13 protein-coding genes are annotated in these 18,122 nt (G+C 57.4%); 1 reads left to right on the plus strand and 12 read right to left on the minus strand.

The features are described 5' to 3' along the window. Window positions 1–485 precede the first annotated feature (485 nt). Complete coding sequence (locus KAJ71_RS09200) at window positions 486–860, minus strand: DUF1801 domain-containing protein (protein ID WP_248945437.1); 375 nt, start codon at window positions 858–860, stop codon at window positions 486–488. 130 nt (window positions 861–990) lie between these two features. On the opposite strand from KAJ71_RS09200, the gene KAJ71_RS09205 reads away from it, so the two are divergent. After that, on the plus strand, window positions 991–2,169 hold the full coding sequence (locus tag KAJ71_RS09205) for a hypothetical protein (RefSeq protein WP_248945438.1): 1,179 nt from the start codon (window positions 991–993) through the stop codon (window positions 2,167–2,169). Window positions 2,170–2,310: 141 nt separating this feature from the next. On the opposite strand, the gene bhsA is transcribed toward KAJ71_RS09205, so the two are convergent. From bhsA to KAJ71_RS09260, 11 genes are all read right to left on the minus strand, one after another. Next, window positions 2,311–2,571 carry a multiple stress resistance protein BhsA gene (gene bhsA, locus KAJ71_RS09210; protein ID WP_248945439.1) on the minus strand — a complete coding sequence of 87 codons (261 nt, stop codon included), beginning with the start codon at window positions 2,569–2,571 and terminating at the stop codon, window positions 2,311–2,313. Between the two features lie 20 nt (window positions 2,572–2,591). After that, a complete protein-coding gene (locus tag KAJ71_RS09215) occupies window positions 2,592–2,789 on the minus strand; it encodes a heavy-metal-associated domain-containing protein (RefSeq protein ID WP_024486782.1) in 198 nt (65 codons plus the stop codon). Window positions 2,790–2,845: 56 nt separating this feature from the next. Next, window positions 2,846–3,355: a Cu(I)-responsive transcriptional regulator gene (gene cueR, locus KAJ71_RS09220; RefSeq protein WP_174334053.1), complete on the minus strand. Its 510-nt coding sequence runs from the start codon at window positions 3,353–3,355 to the stop codon at window positions 2,846–2,848. A 370-nt stretch (window positions 3,356–3,725) separates the two neighbouring features. Then, window positions 3,726–6,281, minus strand: a complete 2,556-nt coding sequence (locus KAJ71_RS09225; RefSeq protein WP_248945440.1) for a heavy metal translocating P-type ATPase — start codon at window positions 6,279–6,281, stop codon at window positions 3,726–3,728. Between the two features lie 76 nt (window positions 6,282–6,357). Further along, on the minus strand, window positions 6,358–7,827 hold the full coding sequence (locus KAJ71_RS09230) for an efflux transporter outer membrane subunit (RefSeq protein WP_283106690.1): 1,470 nt from the start codon (window positions 7,825–7,827) through the stop codon (window positions 6,358–6,360). Continuing rightward, window positions 7,824–11,000 (minus strand): efflux RND transporter permease subunit, encoded by a 3,177-nt coding sequence (locus KAJ71_RS09235; protein ID WP_248945441.1) that lies wholly within the window; start codon window positions 10,998–11,000, stop codon window positions 7,824–7,826. The genes KAJ71_RS09230 and KAJ71_RS09235 overlap by 4 nt, the downstream gene beginning before the upstream one ends. Beyond that, on the minus strand, window positions 10,997–12,112 hold the full coding sequence (locus KAJ71_RS09240) for an efflux RND transporter periplasmic adaptor subunit (protein WP_283106691.1): 1,116 nt from the start codon (window positions 12,110–12,112) through the stop codon (window positions 10,997–10,999). The genes KAJ71_RS09235 and KAJ71_RS09240 overlap by 4 nt, the downstream gene beginning before the upstream one ends. Window positions 12,113–12,346: 234 nt before the next feature. Beyond that, window positions 12,347–12,559 (minus strand): hypothetical protein, encoded by a 213-nt coding sequence (locus tag KAJ71_RS09245; protein WP_248945443.1) that lies wholly within the window; start codon window positions 12,557–12,559, stop codon window positions 12,347–12,349. Then, window positions 12,550–14,610, minus strand: a complete 2,061-nt coding sequence (locus tag KAJ71_RS09250) for a YehQ family protein (RefSeq protein WP_248945444.1) — start codon at window positions 14,608–14,610, stop codon at window positions 12,550–12,552. The genes KAJ71_RS09245 and KAJ71_RS09250 overlap by 10 nt, the downstream gene beginning before the upstream one ends. Continuing rightward, window positions 14,607–15,731 carry a VWA domain-containing protein gene (locus tag KAJ71_RS09255; RefSeq protein ID WP_248945445.1) on the minus strand — a complete coding sequence of 375 codons (1,125 nt, stop codon included), beginning with the start codon at window positions 15,729–15,731 and terminating at the stop codon, window positions 14,607–14,609. Before KAJ71_RS09255 ends, KAJ71_RS09250 begins: the two co-directional genes overlap by 4 nt. Further along, window positions 15,731–18,115: a DUF5682 family protein gene (locus KAJ71_RS09260; RefSeq protein WP_248945446.1), complete on the minus strand. Its 2,385-nt coding sequence runs from the start codon at window positions 18,113–18,115 to the stop codon at window positions 15,731–15,733. Before KAJ71_RS09260 ends, KAJ71_RS09255 begins: the two co-directional genes overlap by 1 nt. Window positions 18,116–18,122: the final 7 nt, after the last annotated feature.

Below are 18,122 nucleotides of genomic sequence, written 5' to 3' on the forward strand. Positions count from 1 at the left end.
CTTCCAATACTGCAATGTCACTAATGTATCAAGATTGCCATTAATGCATGTAAAATCAAGCATCAAGGTTGAAAACAATGAGCTATCGCAAATTTATTGTTTATGAAGGCTTCACAATCGTTCCGTTCGTACATGATGCTCATCTCCTTTCCCAGTGGCTAACACCTACCTGATAAGTCGGGGAAATCTTAAGAATCCCAACTTCCGTGGGTTTTGATACTCGTACCTGGTAGGCCGAATTATTGAAGATCTCTATCCTGAATACGAATAAGCGTTACTTGAGCAAACCGCCTATAAAACCATTAAGTTCCCGAGTGAACCAACCGGTACAGCCTGGGAAGATGATGAGGGAATAATGGCAAAACTTTGCCCACGCTTGTTTGCGATGTACTGGTAATCTGAATAACTAATTGATTATTATAATGGAAGAAGCATGCACCTCCCCATCATTGTGAGCCCGGTGAGGGTTTGTCAGCAGTATCAAGTTACCTGGCCTTCTTCTTACGTAAATTAAACTCAACGGCCTCCTGCACCAAAGCCGTTAAAGCTTTTGAACCCACCAGATCGTCTTCAAAGAAATCAATCGCCCGCCACGCGTTACCATCCAGGCCAGCGTTAAACAGCTTATCGGCATCTGCCAGGTTGGCTCCGTGGTAAAAGGTTAGCTTTACCTTGGCTTTATGGGCGTTAGCAACCGCGATAATGCCGTGATGTGACCACACCGGGCTCCCTCTCCACTTCCATTCCTCAATGATTTCCGAGTCAGCCGCAACAATGCACTTACGGATCTCCGCCAAGGTCTTCCCACGCCAGTCGGTAAGCGCTGCGATAAGTTGGTCAATCTGTAACGAGGCATCCATCAAAGTTCTCCAGGCGCAATGTAACCTAGCATTCAGTTTAGTCATCTTCCCGCGGCTGGTGCAGCCTATCCAGCGTACCGCGAATCGGATAGTATTCCCCCACTGAAGGAATAATCAAAAGCAGCGATCCATGGACATCTCAGACTTAAGCCAAGCCCGCAGTAACACCGTCAGTAAGCTTCTCAATGCGCCTGATTTTTCGGCCCTGCTGATTGAACACGGCTGGGCGGCGTTCCCGGATCGTTTTCTCAAAGCTGTCGCTAACTCGAAGGACACCACCACGCAGACCTTGCTTGATATGCTGCCTGCGCTTTCGCTGGAACTGAAAATCCAGGTGGCGCAGCAAAGCAAGCAGCCATTTATTGTCCCCTGCATGATATGGCCAGAGTTGGTCTGGCGTTGGCAGCCCTGGGAGTATGCCAGCGAAACTTTGGCATGGGAGGCGTTAACCTCAGGCTTTTCTGCGCTGATTGAGGGACTTGTCAGCCGGCCTATGGCATCGATAGCGGATCAAGACTGTGCTGCGGACAAAGTTTACTCCGACTATGTTATGGATCCGATTGGCCCGATCCTCGATAAGCTGGATAACAACCCAGGTTGGCCAGCGTGCTGGGCAAATATTGCTATTTATCATCCGGATGAAACCGTGCGTGAAAATATGATTTTCCGGCTGGTTAATCCTTCTCAGGCCCTGTTGCAGTCACTGACCAAAGATCCTTCTCATTTGGTCAGGTGCCGGCTGGTTTCTCGCTATCATGAAGATGAAGCGTTGATGATGGAACTACTGGACGACGTCAATGTCTGGGTCAGAGGTGAACTGGCGGAACGCGCGATATCCAGCCCTATATTGACCCAGCTTAGCCAATCGATGGATCTGTTTGTTCTGAGCAGGCTGGCTCATAACCGGCAGTTTTTCCTTAATCCAAATCCGAGCACCGCCGCTCGCGTCGTATGGCAAAAGCTGGCGCAGCATCCTTATGTTTTTACCGAGGAGTGCTTTGCCGGTATGGCAGCATTGGCGGAAGATAACATCATAGATTGGCCAATCTTTTCTCGTTGGGTGGAACAACTCGCGGTTAGGTGTCCTCAAGTGCGCGATAAAACGCCGCCATTCCGCACCTTTGGTTATTCTCAATTTCCGGCTTCTGAAACCAGTTTGTACGACACTGCCAGCAGCCTGTTCCAGTTTAACCGTTCGCTGGCACTCAACCCTTTGACTCCGGTAGCGATCCTCCATTTATTCAGCCAGTGCCCATTTGAGGCGTTGAGGCAAGAGGTTATCCAGAATCCAGCCCTGCCAGCATCCTAATACGCCTGATGATAAAGTGGTGAAGTTCGCCGAAGAGGCGCAAGTAACGAGACTGCGGATACCCCCAATAGGCTCACATGCTGCGCCCGCTTAGGTAACCTCGGTTGAAGCCGCATCAAGCGGCTTCTCTAGGGACAACAATCAGTGGTAAATCTCGGCCGTACCGCACATACGGTTGTTGCCGGAAGCGCCGATAATACGATAGGCACTTGCCCCCGCTGCTTTAGCCTTATTCTCCAGTTCACGCTGGAGGCTGCTCAAGCTGTTGCTGCTTGAACAGGCGCTAATCACGCCGATTTTCTGCTGATTGGCAGGCGCAACGTCAACCAGCGTGGCCGCCATGACAGAGAATGAAAGCGTTGCCAACGCGAGTGCGGCGATGACCATTTTGACAGGTTTCATATCAGGATCTCCTTTGCTATTCAGATATGTCGGGCCGGGTAACCCGCTTTGCCAAGTACCGCAAGTAACTCGCTTGCTGCCAAAGTGCTGTCGACCTTTACCTCGCCCGCTGCCGGATTGGTTTCGATACGGGCCTGTGGGTCAACGCTCAGTAGCGCCTTGGTGACGGATTTAGCGCAGCCGCCGCAGGTCATATTGGGAACAGTGAAATGATGCATATTGATCTCCATCGGGTTGGTGTCAGATCACTATGAGGTTTACCAGCGTGGCAAGGTCAAAGGTTTTTCTGCAAAATTTTCTCTTTCGTTACAACAGCAAAACCCTTTTCCCCACGTTTTAGCACACCGGACGCAACACCGAACTTTGGTGCCTTATTTGGCACTGTCGTCGCTGTGGTTGGCTCGGCTAAATCAGCCAGGATCGGGCAGTCTGGGCGGTCATTACCGTGACAGTGATCGGCCAGGAACTCGAGGGTTTCTGCCATCGCCTGCAGTTCGGCAATTTTAGCTTTTAGCCGCGCGACGTGGGAAAGCGCCATTTCTTTGACGTCGGCGCTGGCGCGGTCCCGGTCGTTCCACAACACCAACAGCGCAGAGATCTGCTCAACAGAAAACCCAAGGTCGCGTGAGCGGCGGATAAAGCGCAGGCTATGTACGTCCGAAGAGCTGTAATGGCGGTAGCCCGCATCCGAGCGTATGGCCTTGGGGATCAAACCGATCTGTTCGTAGTAGCGGATCATTTTGGCTGAAACGCCAGAGGATTTGGCTGCTTGACCGATATTCATCGTTCACTCCTTCATAGGGCTACAATTAGCGTTATTGTTACTGGTTAAGCTCGCTGGTCTCCCTCACCCCAACCCTCTCCCCAAGGAGAGGGAGCTGATACGGAGCTGCGGTCAGGTGTGGAGACCAACTTACACAGCCTCGAAGCTCCAGAGCTAAGGTGAACACTTGAATCCAGTTGTTGAACGTCAGGTCCGCTCTTCCCAAGGAGAGGTAGCTGATACGGAGCTGCGGTCAGGTGTGGAGACCAACTTACACAGCCTCGAAGCTCCGGAGCTAAGGTGAACACTTGAATCCAGTTGTAGCACGGTCGGTCCCCTCTCCTTGTGGGAGAGGGTTAGGGTGAGGGGCATCACCATGACCCGACATCGGTCATTTACTTGCGATAACGGGGATAATCTCCGCCCCGCTTTCCGCCGTTTCGCTAAGGGTTTCGATCGTCATCGGAGCCTGGAAGCGCTTAAGCCGCAGCGCATTGCCGAGTACAAAGACGCTGGAGAGCGCCATCGCCGCCGCCGCGAAGATCGGCGAAAGCAAAGTGCCGTTTAACGGATAAAGCGCGCCCGCCGCCACCGGGATCAGCACCGCGTTGTAGGCAAAGGCCCAGAACAGGTTCTGTTTGATATTGCGGATCGTCGCCTGGCTGAGTGCGATAGCGTTCGGCACTCCGCGCAGGTCGCCAGACATCAGCACCACGTCGGCCGCCTCGATAGCCACATCCGTACCGGTACCGATAGCCAGCCCAACATCCGCTTCCGCCAACGCCGGGGCGTCGTTGATACCGTCCCCCACAAAGGCCACTCGCGCGCCATTGACCCGGAACTTTTTCAGCGCTGCAACCTTACCGTCGGGCAACACCTCTGCCGCAACTTCATCAATACCGAGCTGTTTGGCGATCGCCACCGCCGTTGCCGCATTGTCGCCGGTGATCATCGCCACTTTGAGGCCCAACACGTGCAGCGCCTTAATAGCCTCGGGCGTGGTTTCCTTAATCGGATCGGCAACCGCAATCACCGCCGCCAAGCGACCGTCGATAGCGGCATAGAGCGGGCTCTTACCCTGTTCACCCATGCGCTGGGCGGTAGACTTGAAGCTTGCTACATCAAGACCAAGCTGCGTCATGAACCGATCTGCACCAACTGAGACCACCCTGCCATCTACCTTGGCCGTTACGCCAAAGCCCGGCATGGCGTCGAAGCCTTCAATGGTGGCCAGCGTGATGCCCTGCTGTTTGGCGGCTAACACGATCGCTTCGGCGATCGGGTGCTCGGAGCGGGTTTCAACCGCCGCAACCAAAGCCAGCACTTCGCTGTACTCAAAACCTTTAGCGGGAACGAGATCGGTGAGTTCTGGGCGTCCTTTGGTCAAGGTGCCGGTTTTGTCGAGGGCGATAACGCTCACGTCACGCAGCGCCTGCAAGGCTTCACCTTTACGGAACAACACGCCAAGTTCAGCGGCGCGCCCGGTACCGACCATAATTGATGTCGGCGTAGCCAGCCCCATGGCACATGGGCAAGCGATAATCAGCACTGCAACCGCATTCACCAACGCAAAGGTCAGCGCCGGATCCGGGCCGAAGATCAGCCAGACCAGGAACGTCAGCGCGGCGGCAGCCATCACTGCCGGGACGAACCACATGGTCACCTTATCGACCAGCGCCTGGATCGGTAGCTTGGAGCCTTGCGCTTCCTCAACCAGGCGGATGATCTGCGCCAGCACGGTATTGGCCCCAACCTTGGTGACGCGGAAGCTGAAAGCACCGGTCTTGTTGATGGTGCCACCCACAACGGCAGCGCCTACGCCCTTCGATACGGGTAACGGCTCGCCGGTGATCATGCTCTCATCCACATAAGATGCCCCCTCGACGACTTCTCCATCGACAGGGATCTTCTCCCCTGGACGAACGAACACCACATCACCGGTGGTCACCTGATCGAGCGGGATCTCAACGGTCTCGCCGTTGCGTTCAACGCGCGCGGTCTTGGCCTGAAGCCCGACCAGTCGTTTGATGGCCTGCGACGTTCGCCCCTTGGCGCGAGCTTCCAACGTGCGCCCAAGCAGGATCAGGGTCACGATGACCGCGGCGGCTTCGAAGTAAACGTTAGCGGTTCCCTTAGGCAGCACCTCGGGAATGAATGTCGCCACCACCGAATAGCCGTACGCCGCTGCCGTACCCACCGACACCAGCGAGTTCATATCGGGAGCACCACGCAACAACGCCGGGATACCTTTGCGGAAAAAGCGCAGGCCCGGGCCGAACAGCACCAGAGTGGCGAGTACAAACTGTATATACCAGCTCGTCTGTTCACCCAAAACGCCCTGCACCCAATGGTGCATCGGGGGAATAAGGTGCGAGCCCATCTCAAGGATAAAGACCGGCAAAGTGAGAATGCCCGCTATCAGCAAAGAGCGGCGTAAGCCGCGCGCTTCGTTTTCGCGGCGTTCAGTATCCTGATCGTTTACATTCGGCGTTTCGGCAGACAAACGACGGGCCTTGTAACCCGCCTGCACAACCGCCGCTTCAAGGTCAGCGGTGGAGATAACCCCGGCGAGGTGCCGTACCCGCGCACGCTCGGTCGCCAGGTTGACGCTGGCTGAGAGGACGCCAGGAAGTTGGGTCAGCGCCTTCTCAACTCTTCCGACGCAGGATGCGCAGGTCATCTCTTCTATCGCCAGTTCGGTAGTCTCTTCACGGACGGCGTAACCGGCGCTTTCGATAGCACTAACCGCCGCTTGTGGATCGGCCACGTCGCTAAAGCTGACATCTGCCCGCTCGGTGGCAAGATTGACCGTGGCCGTTTGCACGCCTGGAACGGCTTTTAGTGCGCGCTCGACACGGCCAACGCACGATGCACAGGTCATTCCTTCGACCGGCAGGCTCAGACGAGCCGCTTGATTGGAACCTGATGGGAGGGAAACGGAAGCCATGGCTCTACTCCTGGGAAGTTTCGGTAACAAAAAGCTTAAACCTTCCCACCAGGGGAAGGTCAAGGCCTGTTAGCAATCAGTTCTGTGAGGGGGAATTGGCTATGCCGCTGGCCCCATTACAATTGCGTTCCGTCTGGGTACAGACTTCCCAACCGCCGCCCAACGCCTTATAGATGCTGACAATGGCAAGCTGATGATTAGTCCGTGCGACGGCCAGCGCGCGCTGGCTGGCAAAGTCAGCGCGTTCGGCATCGAGCACCTCCAGATAAAGACCGTCACCTTCGGCAAACCGCACCTGGAGCAGACGAGCAGCTTCGCGATTGGCCGCAGACTCCAACAGGCGCAGCTCAAGCGTACTGCCTGCAGCGCCATAGGCTTTAAAGGCATCGTCCGTTTCCTGCAAGGCGCGCAATACGGCCTGGTCATAGACGATCAAGGCCTGTTTGCTGCGGGCTTCACTGGCGGCGATCCGGGCGCGCGTGCGGCCAATATCCAGCAGCGACCAGCGAATAACCGGCACGATAAAACCCGACAGCGCCTCGGCACCGTTCAGCGCATCAAGACTCCCAGCCACAAAGCCGAGCGATCCCTGCACCTGGATCTCGGGATAGAGCGCGGCCGTCTCGACGCCAATCTGGGCGGTAGCCGCAGCAAGATCGCGTTCCGCCGCCGCGATGTCGGCACGCCGCGAGAGGAGCGATACGGGATCGCCCACGGCCATAGTTCGCACGGCCAACGAATCATCCAACGGCACAATTGCTGGCGGCCTGAACGACTGAGGGACTGTGCCGAGGAGGATGGCCAGTGCGTTGATGCTAGCCGCCCGGCGGCGTTCCAACTCAGGCATGGCCACCTCAACATTACGTAACAGCGCCTCGGCACGCAGTCGGTCAAACTCACTGGCGGAACCGGCGTTGACCTGCTGCTCAACCAGCTTCAGGCTTTCACGCTGGCTTTGGTTGATGTCGGTTACAGCGGCAATTTCGGCCTCGAGACCGCGCAATTCGAACCAGGTAGCGGCCACCGTAGCAATGACGCTCACCTGCACTTCACGCAGTAACGCCTCGCGTGAGCCAGTTTGTGCCTGTGCAGCTTCCACCGAACGCCGCACGCGCCCAAACAGATCGAGTTCCCAAGCGGCATCGATGGCTCCGCGATAGCTTTCGCGTTGACGCGGTTGGTCAGGTGAAATTTCCACTTCTCCCCAACGGCGGTTCTCATAACTAAGCGCGGGGCCGCCGCTGGGCAGGAAGCTCTGGCGATCCTCTCGCAGCATGGCCTTGGCCTCTTCCAGCCGCATGGCCGCGATGCCAATATCATGGTTCGCGGCCAATGCCTGCTGGATCAAGGCCGTTAACGCCGGATCGTCGAAAGTACGCCACCACTCAACCTCGACGGCCCCCGTACCGAGCTCGGCAGTTGGCTCACCAAAGCTGATTGGCAGCGCCGACGATGGTGGTGCATAGTCAGGCCCCACCGCCGAGCATCCAGCCAGCAACAACAGCGCACTCAGAGGAAGTAGCACAGCTTGATAGCGATCTCTCATGGCTGGCTCCCCTTGATGCGTTGTTTTGATGTTGAGCGATAATGCTCGACGCGGGCGGCAAGACCACGCATCACCACGTAAAAGACCGGGGTCAGGAACAAGCCAAACAGCGTCACGCCGAGCATACCCGCAAACACCGCAATGCCCATGGAGTGGCGCATTTCCGCCCCTGCGCCGCTGGCCAACACCAGCGGAACCACGCCAGCAATAAAGGCCAGGGAGGTCATCAGGATCGGCCGTAACCGCAGTCGACAAGCCTCGATAACCGCCTCAAGTGCGCTCGAACCCTGGGATTCGAGACTGCGCGCAAACTCAACGATAAGAATGGCGTTCTTGGCAGCCAGCCCCACCAACACGATCAGCCCAATCTGAACGAACACGTTGTTGTCTCCCCCCACCAACCAGACGCCCACGATCGCACTCAGCAGACACATCGGTACGATCAGCAATACCGCCAGGGGCAGCAGCCAACTGTTGTACTGCGCGGCGAGGATCAGATAAGCGAGCAGTACACAGAGTGGGAAGATAAACAGCGCCGAATCTCCGGCCAGCTTTTGCTGGTAGGTGAGATCGGTCCATTCGAAGCTCATGCCTTCAGGTAGCACTTCCTGCGCCAGTTGTTCCATCAGCGCCACCGCCTGTCCGGAACTCACACCCGGCATGGCACCGCCGGAAATATCCGCCGAGAGGTAACCGTTGTAATGCATCACGCGATCCGGGCCGGAACTTGGCGTAACGGTGACAAACGCGGACAGCGGCAGCATCTCCCCGGCCGCATTGCGCACTTGCAGCCGACCAATGGCTTCAGCTTGCATGCGGTGATCCGCATCGGCCTGAGCCGTGACTTTGTAGGTGCGGCCGAAGCGGTTGAAGTCGTTGACATACAGCGAGCCGAGATACACCTGGAGTGCCTCAAAGACGTCCGCCAGACGAACGCCTTGGCTCATCGCCTGGGTGCGGTCGATACTGACGTCGAGCTGCGGTGCATTGACGTCAAGGCTGGTGAGCAGCCCGGCCACCTGCCCCGTGCCACTGGCTTTCTGCATCAGGAGCTGAGTTTGCTGAACCAGGACATCCAGCCCGGCCCCCCCACGATCTTCAACCTGCATTTTGAAACCGCCGGTAGCACCCAGCCCTGGCACCGGTGGCGGCGGGAATACGCCAAGGAAACCGTCGGGGATGCTGGCAAATTTGGCCTGTAAGCGCCCGGCGATTGCCATCGCGCTGAGATCGTCTGTGGTGCGATCTTTGAATGGGTCAAGCATCACGAACATCACTGCGGCATTTGGCACGTTAACGAAACCGTTGATTGAAAGCCCCGGGAATGCCACGACGCTTTCAACACCGGGTTCCGCCAGTGCGATCTTCGACATCTGCTTAACCACGGCCTCGGTGCGATCCAGCGATGCGGAGTAGGGAAGTTGGGCAATGCCAACCAGATAATATTTATCCTGCATGGGGACAAAGCCCGGCGGTACGGCCTTGAAGCCGAAGAAGGTCAGCGCAAGCAGCCCAGCGTAAACCACCAGGGCCAGGCCGCTGACCCGCACAACCTTGCGGACCGTGTTGCCATAGGCGTCCGGTGCGTGTTGGAAAGGCCGGGCCAACCGCTCAAACCTCCGTTCAACACGACCTCGCAGGCTACGAGGATCGTGAGTGATCCCCACCTTACGTGGCCGCAACAGGAGACCGGCAAGCGCCGGGCTGAGGGTGAGCGAATTCACCGCCGACAGAAGGGTCGAGATGGCAATGGTGAGCGCAAACTGTTGATAAAACTCACCTTGTAAACCGCTGAGGAAGGCGGTGGGAATGAACACCGCGGCGAGCACCGAGGTGATGGCGATAATCGGCCCGGTGACCTCGTCCATCGCCTTCCTGGCGGCTTGCGGAGGATCTTCACCATTTTCGATATGCCGCTCGACGTTCTCCACCACCACGATCGCATCATCGACCACGATACCAATCGACAGCACCAAACCAAACAGCGACAAGGTGTTGAGCGAGAACCCCATCAGATGCATCACGGCGAAGGTGCCGATAAGTGATACCGGCACGGCCATTAGCGGGATCAGCGACGCCCGCCAGTTGCGCAGGAACAGCACCACCACGATCACCACCAGGAAGATGGCCTCCAACAGCGTGGTAGCTACCGATTCCAGCGAGGCCCGGACAAACACCGTCGGATCATAGGCGATGCGCGAACTGAGTCCGGCCGGGAAGTTGCCTTCAAGCCGCTGCATAGTGGCCCGAACCGCCTGCGAAACGTCCAGCGCGTTGGCTCCCGGGCTTTGAATGATTTGCAGCGCCACGGCGGGCTCACCATCAAGCAGGCTGCGTAAAGCGTAGGCATCAGCGCCCATCTCGATGCGGGCAACATCCCGTAGGCGCGTCACCTGGCCATCCGCGCCGGTGCGAATGATGATATCGCCGAACTGTTCTTCGTCGGTCAATCGCCCGAGGGTGTTCACCGTCACCTGGAAGGCGGCGGTAGAATTGGGAGCCTGGCCGACCGAACCCGCCGCCACCTGTACGTTCTGCTCGCGTACCGCGGCTATCACGTCGCCAGCCGTCAGCCCACGTGCCGCGATCAGGTTTGGATCGAGCCACAGCCGCATGCTGTATTCACCCGCACCCCAGACCAGTACGTCGCTGATCCCCGGAATACGGGACAGCTCGTCGCGCACCTGCAGGTAGGCGTAATTGGAAATATACAGCGGATCGTAGCGCTTATCGGGCGATAGCAGGTGCACCACCATCAGAATATCTGGCGAGGTTTTCTGCGTAACCACGCCCTGGCGTTGCACTTCTTCAGGTAAACGCGGCAACGCACGGGCGACCCGGTTTTGCACCTGAACCTGCGCCATATCGGCATTGGTTCCCTGGGCGAAAGTTACGGTCAGGATCATCCGGCCATCGGTGGCCGATTGCGACGACATGTACAACATGCCCTCTACCCCGGTGATCGCCTGTTCGAGCGGCGCGGCCACCGTTTCAGCGATCACCTTGGGGTTGGCGCCCGGGTAGGAGGCAGTCACCTGCACGGTTGGTGGCGTCACGGCCGGATATTCGCTGAGCGGTAATTGGAAGAAGGCAACGGTGCCAGCCAACACCATCAGCACCGAGAGCACGATGGCAAAGATCGGCCGATCGATGAAGAAACGTGGAAAGCTCATTGCGTGCCTCCTGAGGTTTGCGGCAGCGCAATAGGCGTACCGTCAATCGCCGCGGACTGTGGCGTAATCTGCATCCCAGGGCGAACCAATCCCTTGACGACGATCCGCTCACCCGCTTGCAGACCTTGTTCGATCACCCGCATTCCATCGGCCATCGGGCCAAGTTCGACCGGCCGGTATTCTGTTGTATCGCCTTTGCCAACGACCAGCACATAGCGGCTGCCCTGGTCGGTGCCAATCGACAGGTCAGAAATTAGTACCTTGGGCTGCGGAGTGCCGGTCTCCATTTTGACCTTGGCGAACAGCCCGGGAGTTAATTGCCCATCCGGATTGTCCACCACCGCGCGTACCCGCACCGTTCCCGTACCGCGATCGGCAGCGTTGGCAAGGAAATCGACATGGCCGGACCGCGAGTAGGTTTTGTCGGCGATCAGCGCCACCATGACTTTGGTTGCCTTTGCCGACTCTGGGGTTGCATTGGTTCGGCCAGCGGCGAGCGAACGTAAATAAGTTCGTTCGTCGATATCAAAATAGACATGCAGCGGATTGATCGAGACGATGGTAGTCAACGGCGTCACACCACTGGCAACATAGTTACCTTCGGTGACCAGGGTTTGGCCGACACGTCCGCTGATGGGCGCGGTGACGCGGGTGAAACTCAAATCCAGTTGCGCAGCATCCAGCGCGGCTTTGGCGGCATCAACCTGAGCTTTGCCCGCGTTTACTGCGGCGGTGGCGGTATCAAGAAACGCCCGAGCGACGACCTTTTGCGCAAACAGCTTCTCGGCGCGTGCATATTCCGCCTTGGCGAGTAACGAGGCCGCTTCAGCCTCGCGTAGGCGTGCTTTGGCGACGTTCACAGCGGCTACGAACTCCCGAGGATCAATGAGAAACAGCCGGTCTCCCTGATTAACCAAGCGCCCTTCGGGCACGCTAACCTCCTGGAGATAGCCAGCGACTCGCGGGCGGAGTTCAACCCGCTTGACCGCAGTAAGCGAGCCAGTAAATTCCACAAAAGGCGTTATCGGGCGCACGACAACTTCGGCCACCGGAACGCTAGGCGGTTTGGGAGCTGCACCGGAGGGCACCGCCTCTTCGCATCCGGAGATCATGAACGCGGCGCTTATCGCCGCAGTGAGCAGGGTTATAGCTTTGACTTGCATCGGTTTACCTTTCGCGACGAGGGTCGACAGTAGGTTTGGCAGGCTGCCTTTATCCGGCTTGTCACGTTTGGAAGGTCAAGTATTTTTTACGGCAGGCTATTTGGAACGGAGTCACGTTGATCGCAGCGGCTCCGACGTCAACGTGAGCGGGCCGCTGCAACAGCATTTCAGGAGGGTTGATTTTTAGCCGCTAAATGAGATTGAGGCGATAATATAAGCGAAATAGAAAGCCCCATTAATAAATAGCATCCACACTTTCAGATTTTTGTTTCTGGCGTTGATCCACAGCCAGAATGCCGATGAAAGCGTAATAAACACCCCGATCAGCACTTCATGCCGGGGTTGCCATGGCGTCAATAATATCCCGATGGCGGGTAATATCTCTGTCAAAGCCAATTAATCTCCCGGTCTTTCACCAGGCGCAGCGTTTGATAAATCGTCATCAACCGGTTGGCCAATTCCGTGTGGTTATTGGAGCGAATGCGCTCGGGTAACTCGTTTAACCATTCGGACAGTTGCGCCAGGCCATAGCCATTCAGCGCCTCGGCCAGGGTTTCCACCCTGTCAATCCCACGCGCCCCTTGGTGCCGGATCCCCTGCTGTAACCACTGGGCCAGCAACGTTTCGGTGTCTGCCAACGCTTGCTGCATACCTGAACGCTGTTGCAGATCGGCCTGGCGCTCCATCGGGAAAGGCTCGGCCTCATCGGCACACAGCGAGAATATCTGGGTGTCACTGGCTACGGCCAATGGCTCGATAAACAGCTTGCCTGACTCGATCTTCACCCTGCCTGAAATCAACCGTGGTGGAGTTGCTGGCGTGAGCATTGCCCTGGCCAATACCTCGGTAGCCTGAGGGGCGGCACTATCGTAATTTAGTGACACCGTCACCAAATTGTCATCGCGATCCTCTCCGCTTAAGATATCAATCTGCAGGCACTGCAAGGCCGGGTCCCAGCACCAGTCGAGCACCTCGCTAACCGGTAAGATATGCAGCTGTTCGATCGGCTGTCTGGGGCGTACAAAATCCGGCAATGCCTGCTGGAGATGACGTTTCAGCGCTGCCGCATCAGGCTGCCTGAGCGGTTCCCCCAACAGCTCCCACGCCCGGGAAGAGAGCGGCAACACGCTGGTATATTGCTTACCGCTGGCAATGTCTAACGCCCCGTTTGCCCGGCGCTTGGCGGCATTGGTGATCACCTGGCAGGACGCCAGTTTTTTTACCGGGTGGCCAGCAATCCTGCGGCTGCCTATCGGCGTCGCTACGCCTTGTGGATCGCTATTTTTAGGCCACTGGCGTTCGATCACCATCAGCGCCTGGGAGTCAGGGTCGGTATAGATCAAATCCACCCCTTCCTGCTGCTCGTCGGCCCAATAACGCGCGCCGAGTGATACCAGTTTCAGATGTTCCAGTTGGATTTCACCTTTGACGCCCAGGCCAAGAATTTCTGCCGCCGGAGCGCGTGGCAAGGTCTGCTGCTGTGCCTGTTGATCCATGCACCTGGCCGCGATTAACCGGGCGGAAAGCCCACTGATGCGCTGCAAGAAATCGACCGGATGATAGCGGCTTGAACGATTATGTTGATCGGCTATCCCCTGCTGAATATCCGCCAGACTTTCGCTAACCCAGCGCCACTGAAGCTGCTGGGCATGGCGGCTCACTTCCGCCATCAGAGGTTTGATGGCCGTATCCGGCTGGCTGCTGCCGTCCGACCACAGTTTGAGCAGTAATTTATCCAACGACGATTGTAATAACAACGCCTCTGGCTGGTCGAATAAGGCGTTTGCCTGTGCCTGTTCGCCGTCGGGCAAGCGGATTTGCAGTGTTAACTGCTCAAAGTCCGGCTGGCTGAGTTCGGCCTGCTCAAAACCCCAGACCGCCATCACAATATGTTCACAAATCGTCTCCTGAATACAGTCACAGCGTGCATGGGCCAGACTGTTGCGGGAGAAAAACCGTACATCGCACATTGGTAAACGCGCGGACGGAGTGGCTTGCGCCCCGCTACCTTTACTCAATTGCACCACTACGCTGCCCTGGATCAGCTTCTTAGCCCGGCTAATGACCGATTGCGGAACTTCGTTAAGCTGTTGGCTAAACCTGGCCGGTGACCAGCCCGGTGCAGGTTCCTGCGGCTGAGTATCGTCAGATGCTGGGGGCACCCCAGTGGCATGTAACGCCTGATAGGCAAACACCAACGTAACCCGATGGCGGCACATGCTGCTGGCGGGGCAGCTACAAGTCGCATCCCGCAAGGTTTTGCCTGGCGGAAAAGTGACTTGGTTGCCGTCGCCGAACTTGGCATCAATACAACCATCGTCACGCTCTGTTAGTTCAGGCAATTTTCCTTCGGCGACCTCTTTCTGTGCACGCTTAACGAAGCCCGCGTTGCTTAACGCCATCAGCGCTTCGGGCGTGAGTTCGAGTAAATCGGAACGTTTAGTCATCCTTGTACCTTTTCAGCGAGCCACGCCGCCAGTTCACCGGGCGTCATAGCGCCAATCTGCGCGCCGACTGCGACCAGCCGGGTAGCCATGTCACGATCGTATTGTGGGTTGGCCTGATGATCTAACGCTGCCAGCCCCAGCACTTTGGTTCCGGCTTGAATACAGGTACGCACCCGCCGTACCAGCTCGCTTTCGCTGCCACCTTCAAAGAAATCGCTCAGCACCACCACGATCGTGCGCTGAGGATTGGTGATGCAGGACTGGGCATAACCCACCGCCTTGGCGATATTGGTGCCGCCACCGAGCTGCACCTTCATCAGCAATTCAACCGGATCGCTGACGTCTGCGGTCAAGTCCACCACTGCGGTATCAAAAGCGACCAGCCGCGTTTGCATGCCCGGTAAATTCCACAGGCAGGCCGCCATCACTGCGGCATGGATCACCGAATCCACCATGGAGCCACTCTGGTCTACCAGCAAGATGATGTCCCAACGTTCACTATGGCGCTTAACCCGGCTCATAAACGCCGGATTTTCGATAAACAGCTTACCGTGCTGCGGGCTCCAGCGGTGCAGGTTTTCGGCAACGGTGCGTTTAAAATCAAAGTTACGCGCCACCTTGACCTGCGAGGGACGGCGGCGGTCGCGGCTGCCGGAAAATGACTGGCGCACATCACGCGCCAGGCGTTCCATGATCCGCCGTACCACTTCCGCCACCAACCGGCGTGCGGCGGCCAACACCTGCGGGTTCATCAAATGTTTGGTATGTAACACCGCTTTCAGTAACGCTTCCGAGGGTTCAATACGTTCCAGCACCTCAAGATTGGTGACCACATCGTCAATGCCGTAGCGCTCAACCGCGTCCACTTCCAGCCGTTCGATCACTTCTTTCGGGAACAACTGATGAATTTCATTAATCCACTCAGGCGTGGTCAGGTTGGATTTACCCAGGCTGGCTCCGCGCTCACCGCGGGCCAAACGCTCCGGGTCCCGTCCATACAGCCATTCCAGGGCGCTATCGACGGAGCGATAGTGATCGTCTAACTCACCCAACGAGGCCTCGGCGGCTTCGCCTAACAGCAAGCGCCAACGCTGTAACTCTGGAGTTAATTGATTTGCCATTACGCCAGCCCCCATTGACCAAGGATTTCCAGTGCCCGCTTTTCGGCCTGTTGCATAGCAGCAATCTCCTGCGGCGTTGCGGCAGTAATTTCACGATTTAATGACGAAACCGGTAGATGACTCGCCTGATGGAGTTCCAGTATCTGACGGGCAAACTCACCGCGCTCCCTTGGTGGCAACCAGGCAAATGCACCGCGCATCGCGGGTAAGGCCAGCAGGAAGTCTTCGTCGTCCAGGGCGGTAACCAGCTGGTTCAGCCCGTCAACAAAGGTTAAATCCTGGGTCAACTGGTGGCGCGCCAACGCAATCAATCCGCTGAGCGCATCGCCCATTTTATTGGCTGCCAGGGTGGCCAGCAGCGCTAACGGCTGTGCGTTCGGTGATGCGGTATCAGGCTGGGTGTCATTCAGGCTGAGCAATGCGCCCAATGCCGCACCACGGCTAAGCGGATCGGCATCGGTAGACGCGGCTTTTCTTTGCCAAACGGTGAGCGCGCGATCGGCTTCCAGCGCGGGAAATAATGTATTGCGGTCGGCATCAGGCAGCGCAAGCAGATCCCGCGTCACCAAGCGGATCGCCTGAAATGCCGCAATGTGCCGATGGCTGTCGGCGGGGTTCACGCTGCCATAGCTTTCACATAGCCATAACGCGCGGTCGAAGGTTATTTGGATCACCGTCAACAAGATCGCCGCTCCTTGCATACCCACGCTTTCACCGTGGCGATAGAGCATGTGGGCCGCTTCCAGCGCCAAGCCCAGGTCTTCAAAGTTCCCTTCCTGGCTCACCGCCGCAGTGAGCTGTTCTACTACTCGGTTGCTGAAATCCGCCAGACCGGCCAACGCAGCTTGATTCAGTAATTTAACCAGCGCCACCACCATCCCCTGGCTACCGTGCAGCTCCAGCAAGGCTTCTTCCAGCTTGGCCAGTGCCGCATCGGCCAGCGTCGCGCCGTAGGAGGCCGCTTCAATCAGCGCAGCAACTTGCTCAAGCGGAGAGCGAAGCTGCCAATGCTCGCTCATTTCGCCCGACATAGCCTGCCCAACCCCTTTCAGGCAGTGGATCCCCGGGATTGCCAATAGCGCTAGCTGATGCAAGGCTCTGCTGCGCTGACGATCTTCAGGTTTAAGCAGGTCGAGTTTGACCTCTGAGGGAATGGTTATCGCCAACCGCGCTAACTCAAGCTCCAGCGAAATCAACAACGGTGGACGTGGCGTATTGGCTGCCAGCTTGCCGTGAGACTCCCCAGCTAAAACTGCCATCATCTGCACCAGGATGGGCTCGGTTCCTGGCCGTAAAGGACCGCGATAGCTCCACGGCAGCGGGACATCCATCGCCTCTTTCACCAGCGAACCGGCCATGGCATCCAGCCAGTCGTTGCGTAACGGCAACTGGTGGCCCCGCAGCCGTGCAAGTGCCTGACCCCGTAAATAAACCGCGCCCATATCAGCGGTTGAAGCGGGTAGGTTAAGTTTGCGCAGCCGTTCAAGTATGCGCTGGAAGGCGTATAGCCCTGCCTGCTCCAAGCCAAATTCCCACACCCACTGCTGGAACGCCGGTGACGGCATGCCCGAAGCATAGCCGGTGAAAGCATCCAGCCGTTTATAGCTGTAAGGCACTAAATAAGAGCCAGTGGTGTATTGAGTGTCGCCTTGCCAATCGTCAAAACATTGGCTTATAGCGGGCAGTTCAGGCTCATGTTCTTCACTGGGGAGGTTTTGCCACAGCTTCATCAAGGTGGGTGCGTGATAGCCGCCACACACCACTAACACGGCCCCGTCCTGTTGATCCATGGCCCAGCGGATCCAACGGGCCATCATGGCTTCACGATCCTGGTTGCCCTGCGAACCGGGAACCTCTCCGCGTAACCGTTCGAAATAGTGGCTTAGACGTTGCTCCAACTCCTGCACATCGCACTGATCTTCAAATAACCGATCCCAAAGCGCATCGCGCCCCTGAATGCCTAGCTCCAGGCTCAGTGCCTGTTCAAAATCCTCTGCCCGTTGCTGCTGTTCGGCATCGGCTAAATCGGCGTAGCGGTTAGCAATATCGGCAAACGCTGCATGCCAGGCCGGCAGATCCATAAAGCGTATTTCCGCCTTGATCGCCCGCGCCTGTTGCAGCGCCTGCCACTCGGGAGAATGTTCGGCAAACGGTGACCAGGAACCTCTGCGCACACCCTGCCCAGGCTGTTGCGGCACGCCATAGCTATAGATAGCCAGCGGCAGCTGATGGGGCAAAAACAGCTCATCAAGCCGGGAGTTGAAGTCCATCGGCCCTTCTATCAGCACGTAGCGCGGTTTTAGCGTGTTAATTCTCGCCGCTACCAGCCGGGCACAGGCCGGGCTGTGGTGGCGAATACCGATGATTTCCGGTGTTTTATTCATTACGCAG

Origin of the sequence: Serratia silvae (assembly GCF_023282985.1) — a bacterium.
In the GTDB taxonomy this organism is placed as follows: Bacteria; Pseudomonadota; Gammaproteobacteria; order Enterobacterales; family Enterobacteriaceae; genus Chania; species Chania silvae.

Coding starts and splice junctions, on each gene's coding strand:
- KAJ71_RS09255 (WP_248945445.1), bottom strand. CDS start 15,731: ATGGCAAATCAATTAACTCCAGAGTTACAGCGTTGGCGCTTGCTGTTA.
- KAJ71_RS09260 (WP_248945446.1), bottom strand. CDS start 18,115: ATGAATAAAACACCGGAAATCATCGGTATTCGCCACCACAGCCCGGCC.
- KAJ71_RS09230 (WP_283106690.1), bottom strand. CDS start 7,827: ATGAGAGATCGCTATCAAGCTGTGCTACTTCCTCTGAGTGCGCTGTTG.
- KAJ71_RS09240 (WP_283106691.1), bottom strand. CDS start 12,112: ATGATCTCCGGATGCGAAGAGGCGGTGCCCTCCGGTGCAGCTCCCAAA.
- KAJ71_RS09200 (WP_248945437.1), bottom strand. CDS start 860: ATGGATGCCTCGTTACAGATTGACCAACTTATCGCAGCGCTTACCGAC.
- KAJ71_RS09205 (WP_248945438.1), top strand. CDS start 991: ATGGACATCTCAGACTTAAGCCAAGCCCGCAGTAACACCGTCAGTAAG.
- KAJ71_RS09225 (WP_248945440.1), bottom strand. CDS start 6,281: ATGGCTTCCGTTTCCCTCCCATCAGGTTCCAATCAAGCGGCTCGTCTG.
- cueR (WP_174334053.1), bottom strand. CDS start 3,355: ATGAATATCGGTCAAGCAGCCAAATCCTCTGGCGTTTCAGCCAAAATG.
- KAJ71_RS09215 (WP_024486782.1), bottom strand. CDS start 2,789: ATGCATCATTTCACTGTTCCCAATATGACCTGCGGCGGCTGCGCTAAA.
- bhsA (WP_248945439.1), bottom strand. CDS start 2,571: ATGAAACCTGTCAAAATGGTCATCGCCGCACTCGCGTTGGCAACGCTT.
- KAJ71_RS09250 (WP_248945444.1), bottom strand. CDS start 14,610: ATGACTAAACGTTCCGATTTACTCGAACTCACGCCCGAAGCGCTGATG.
- KAJ71_RS09235 (WP_248945441.1), bottom strand. CDS start 11,000: ATGAGCTTTCCACGTTTCTTCATCGATCGGCCGATCTTTGCCATCGTG.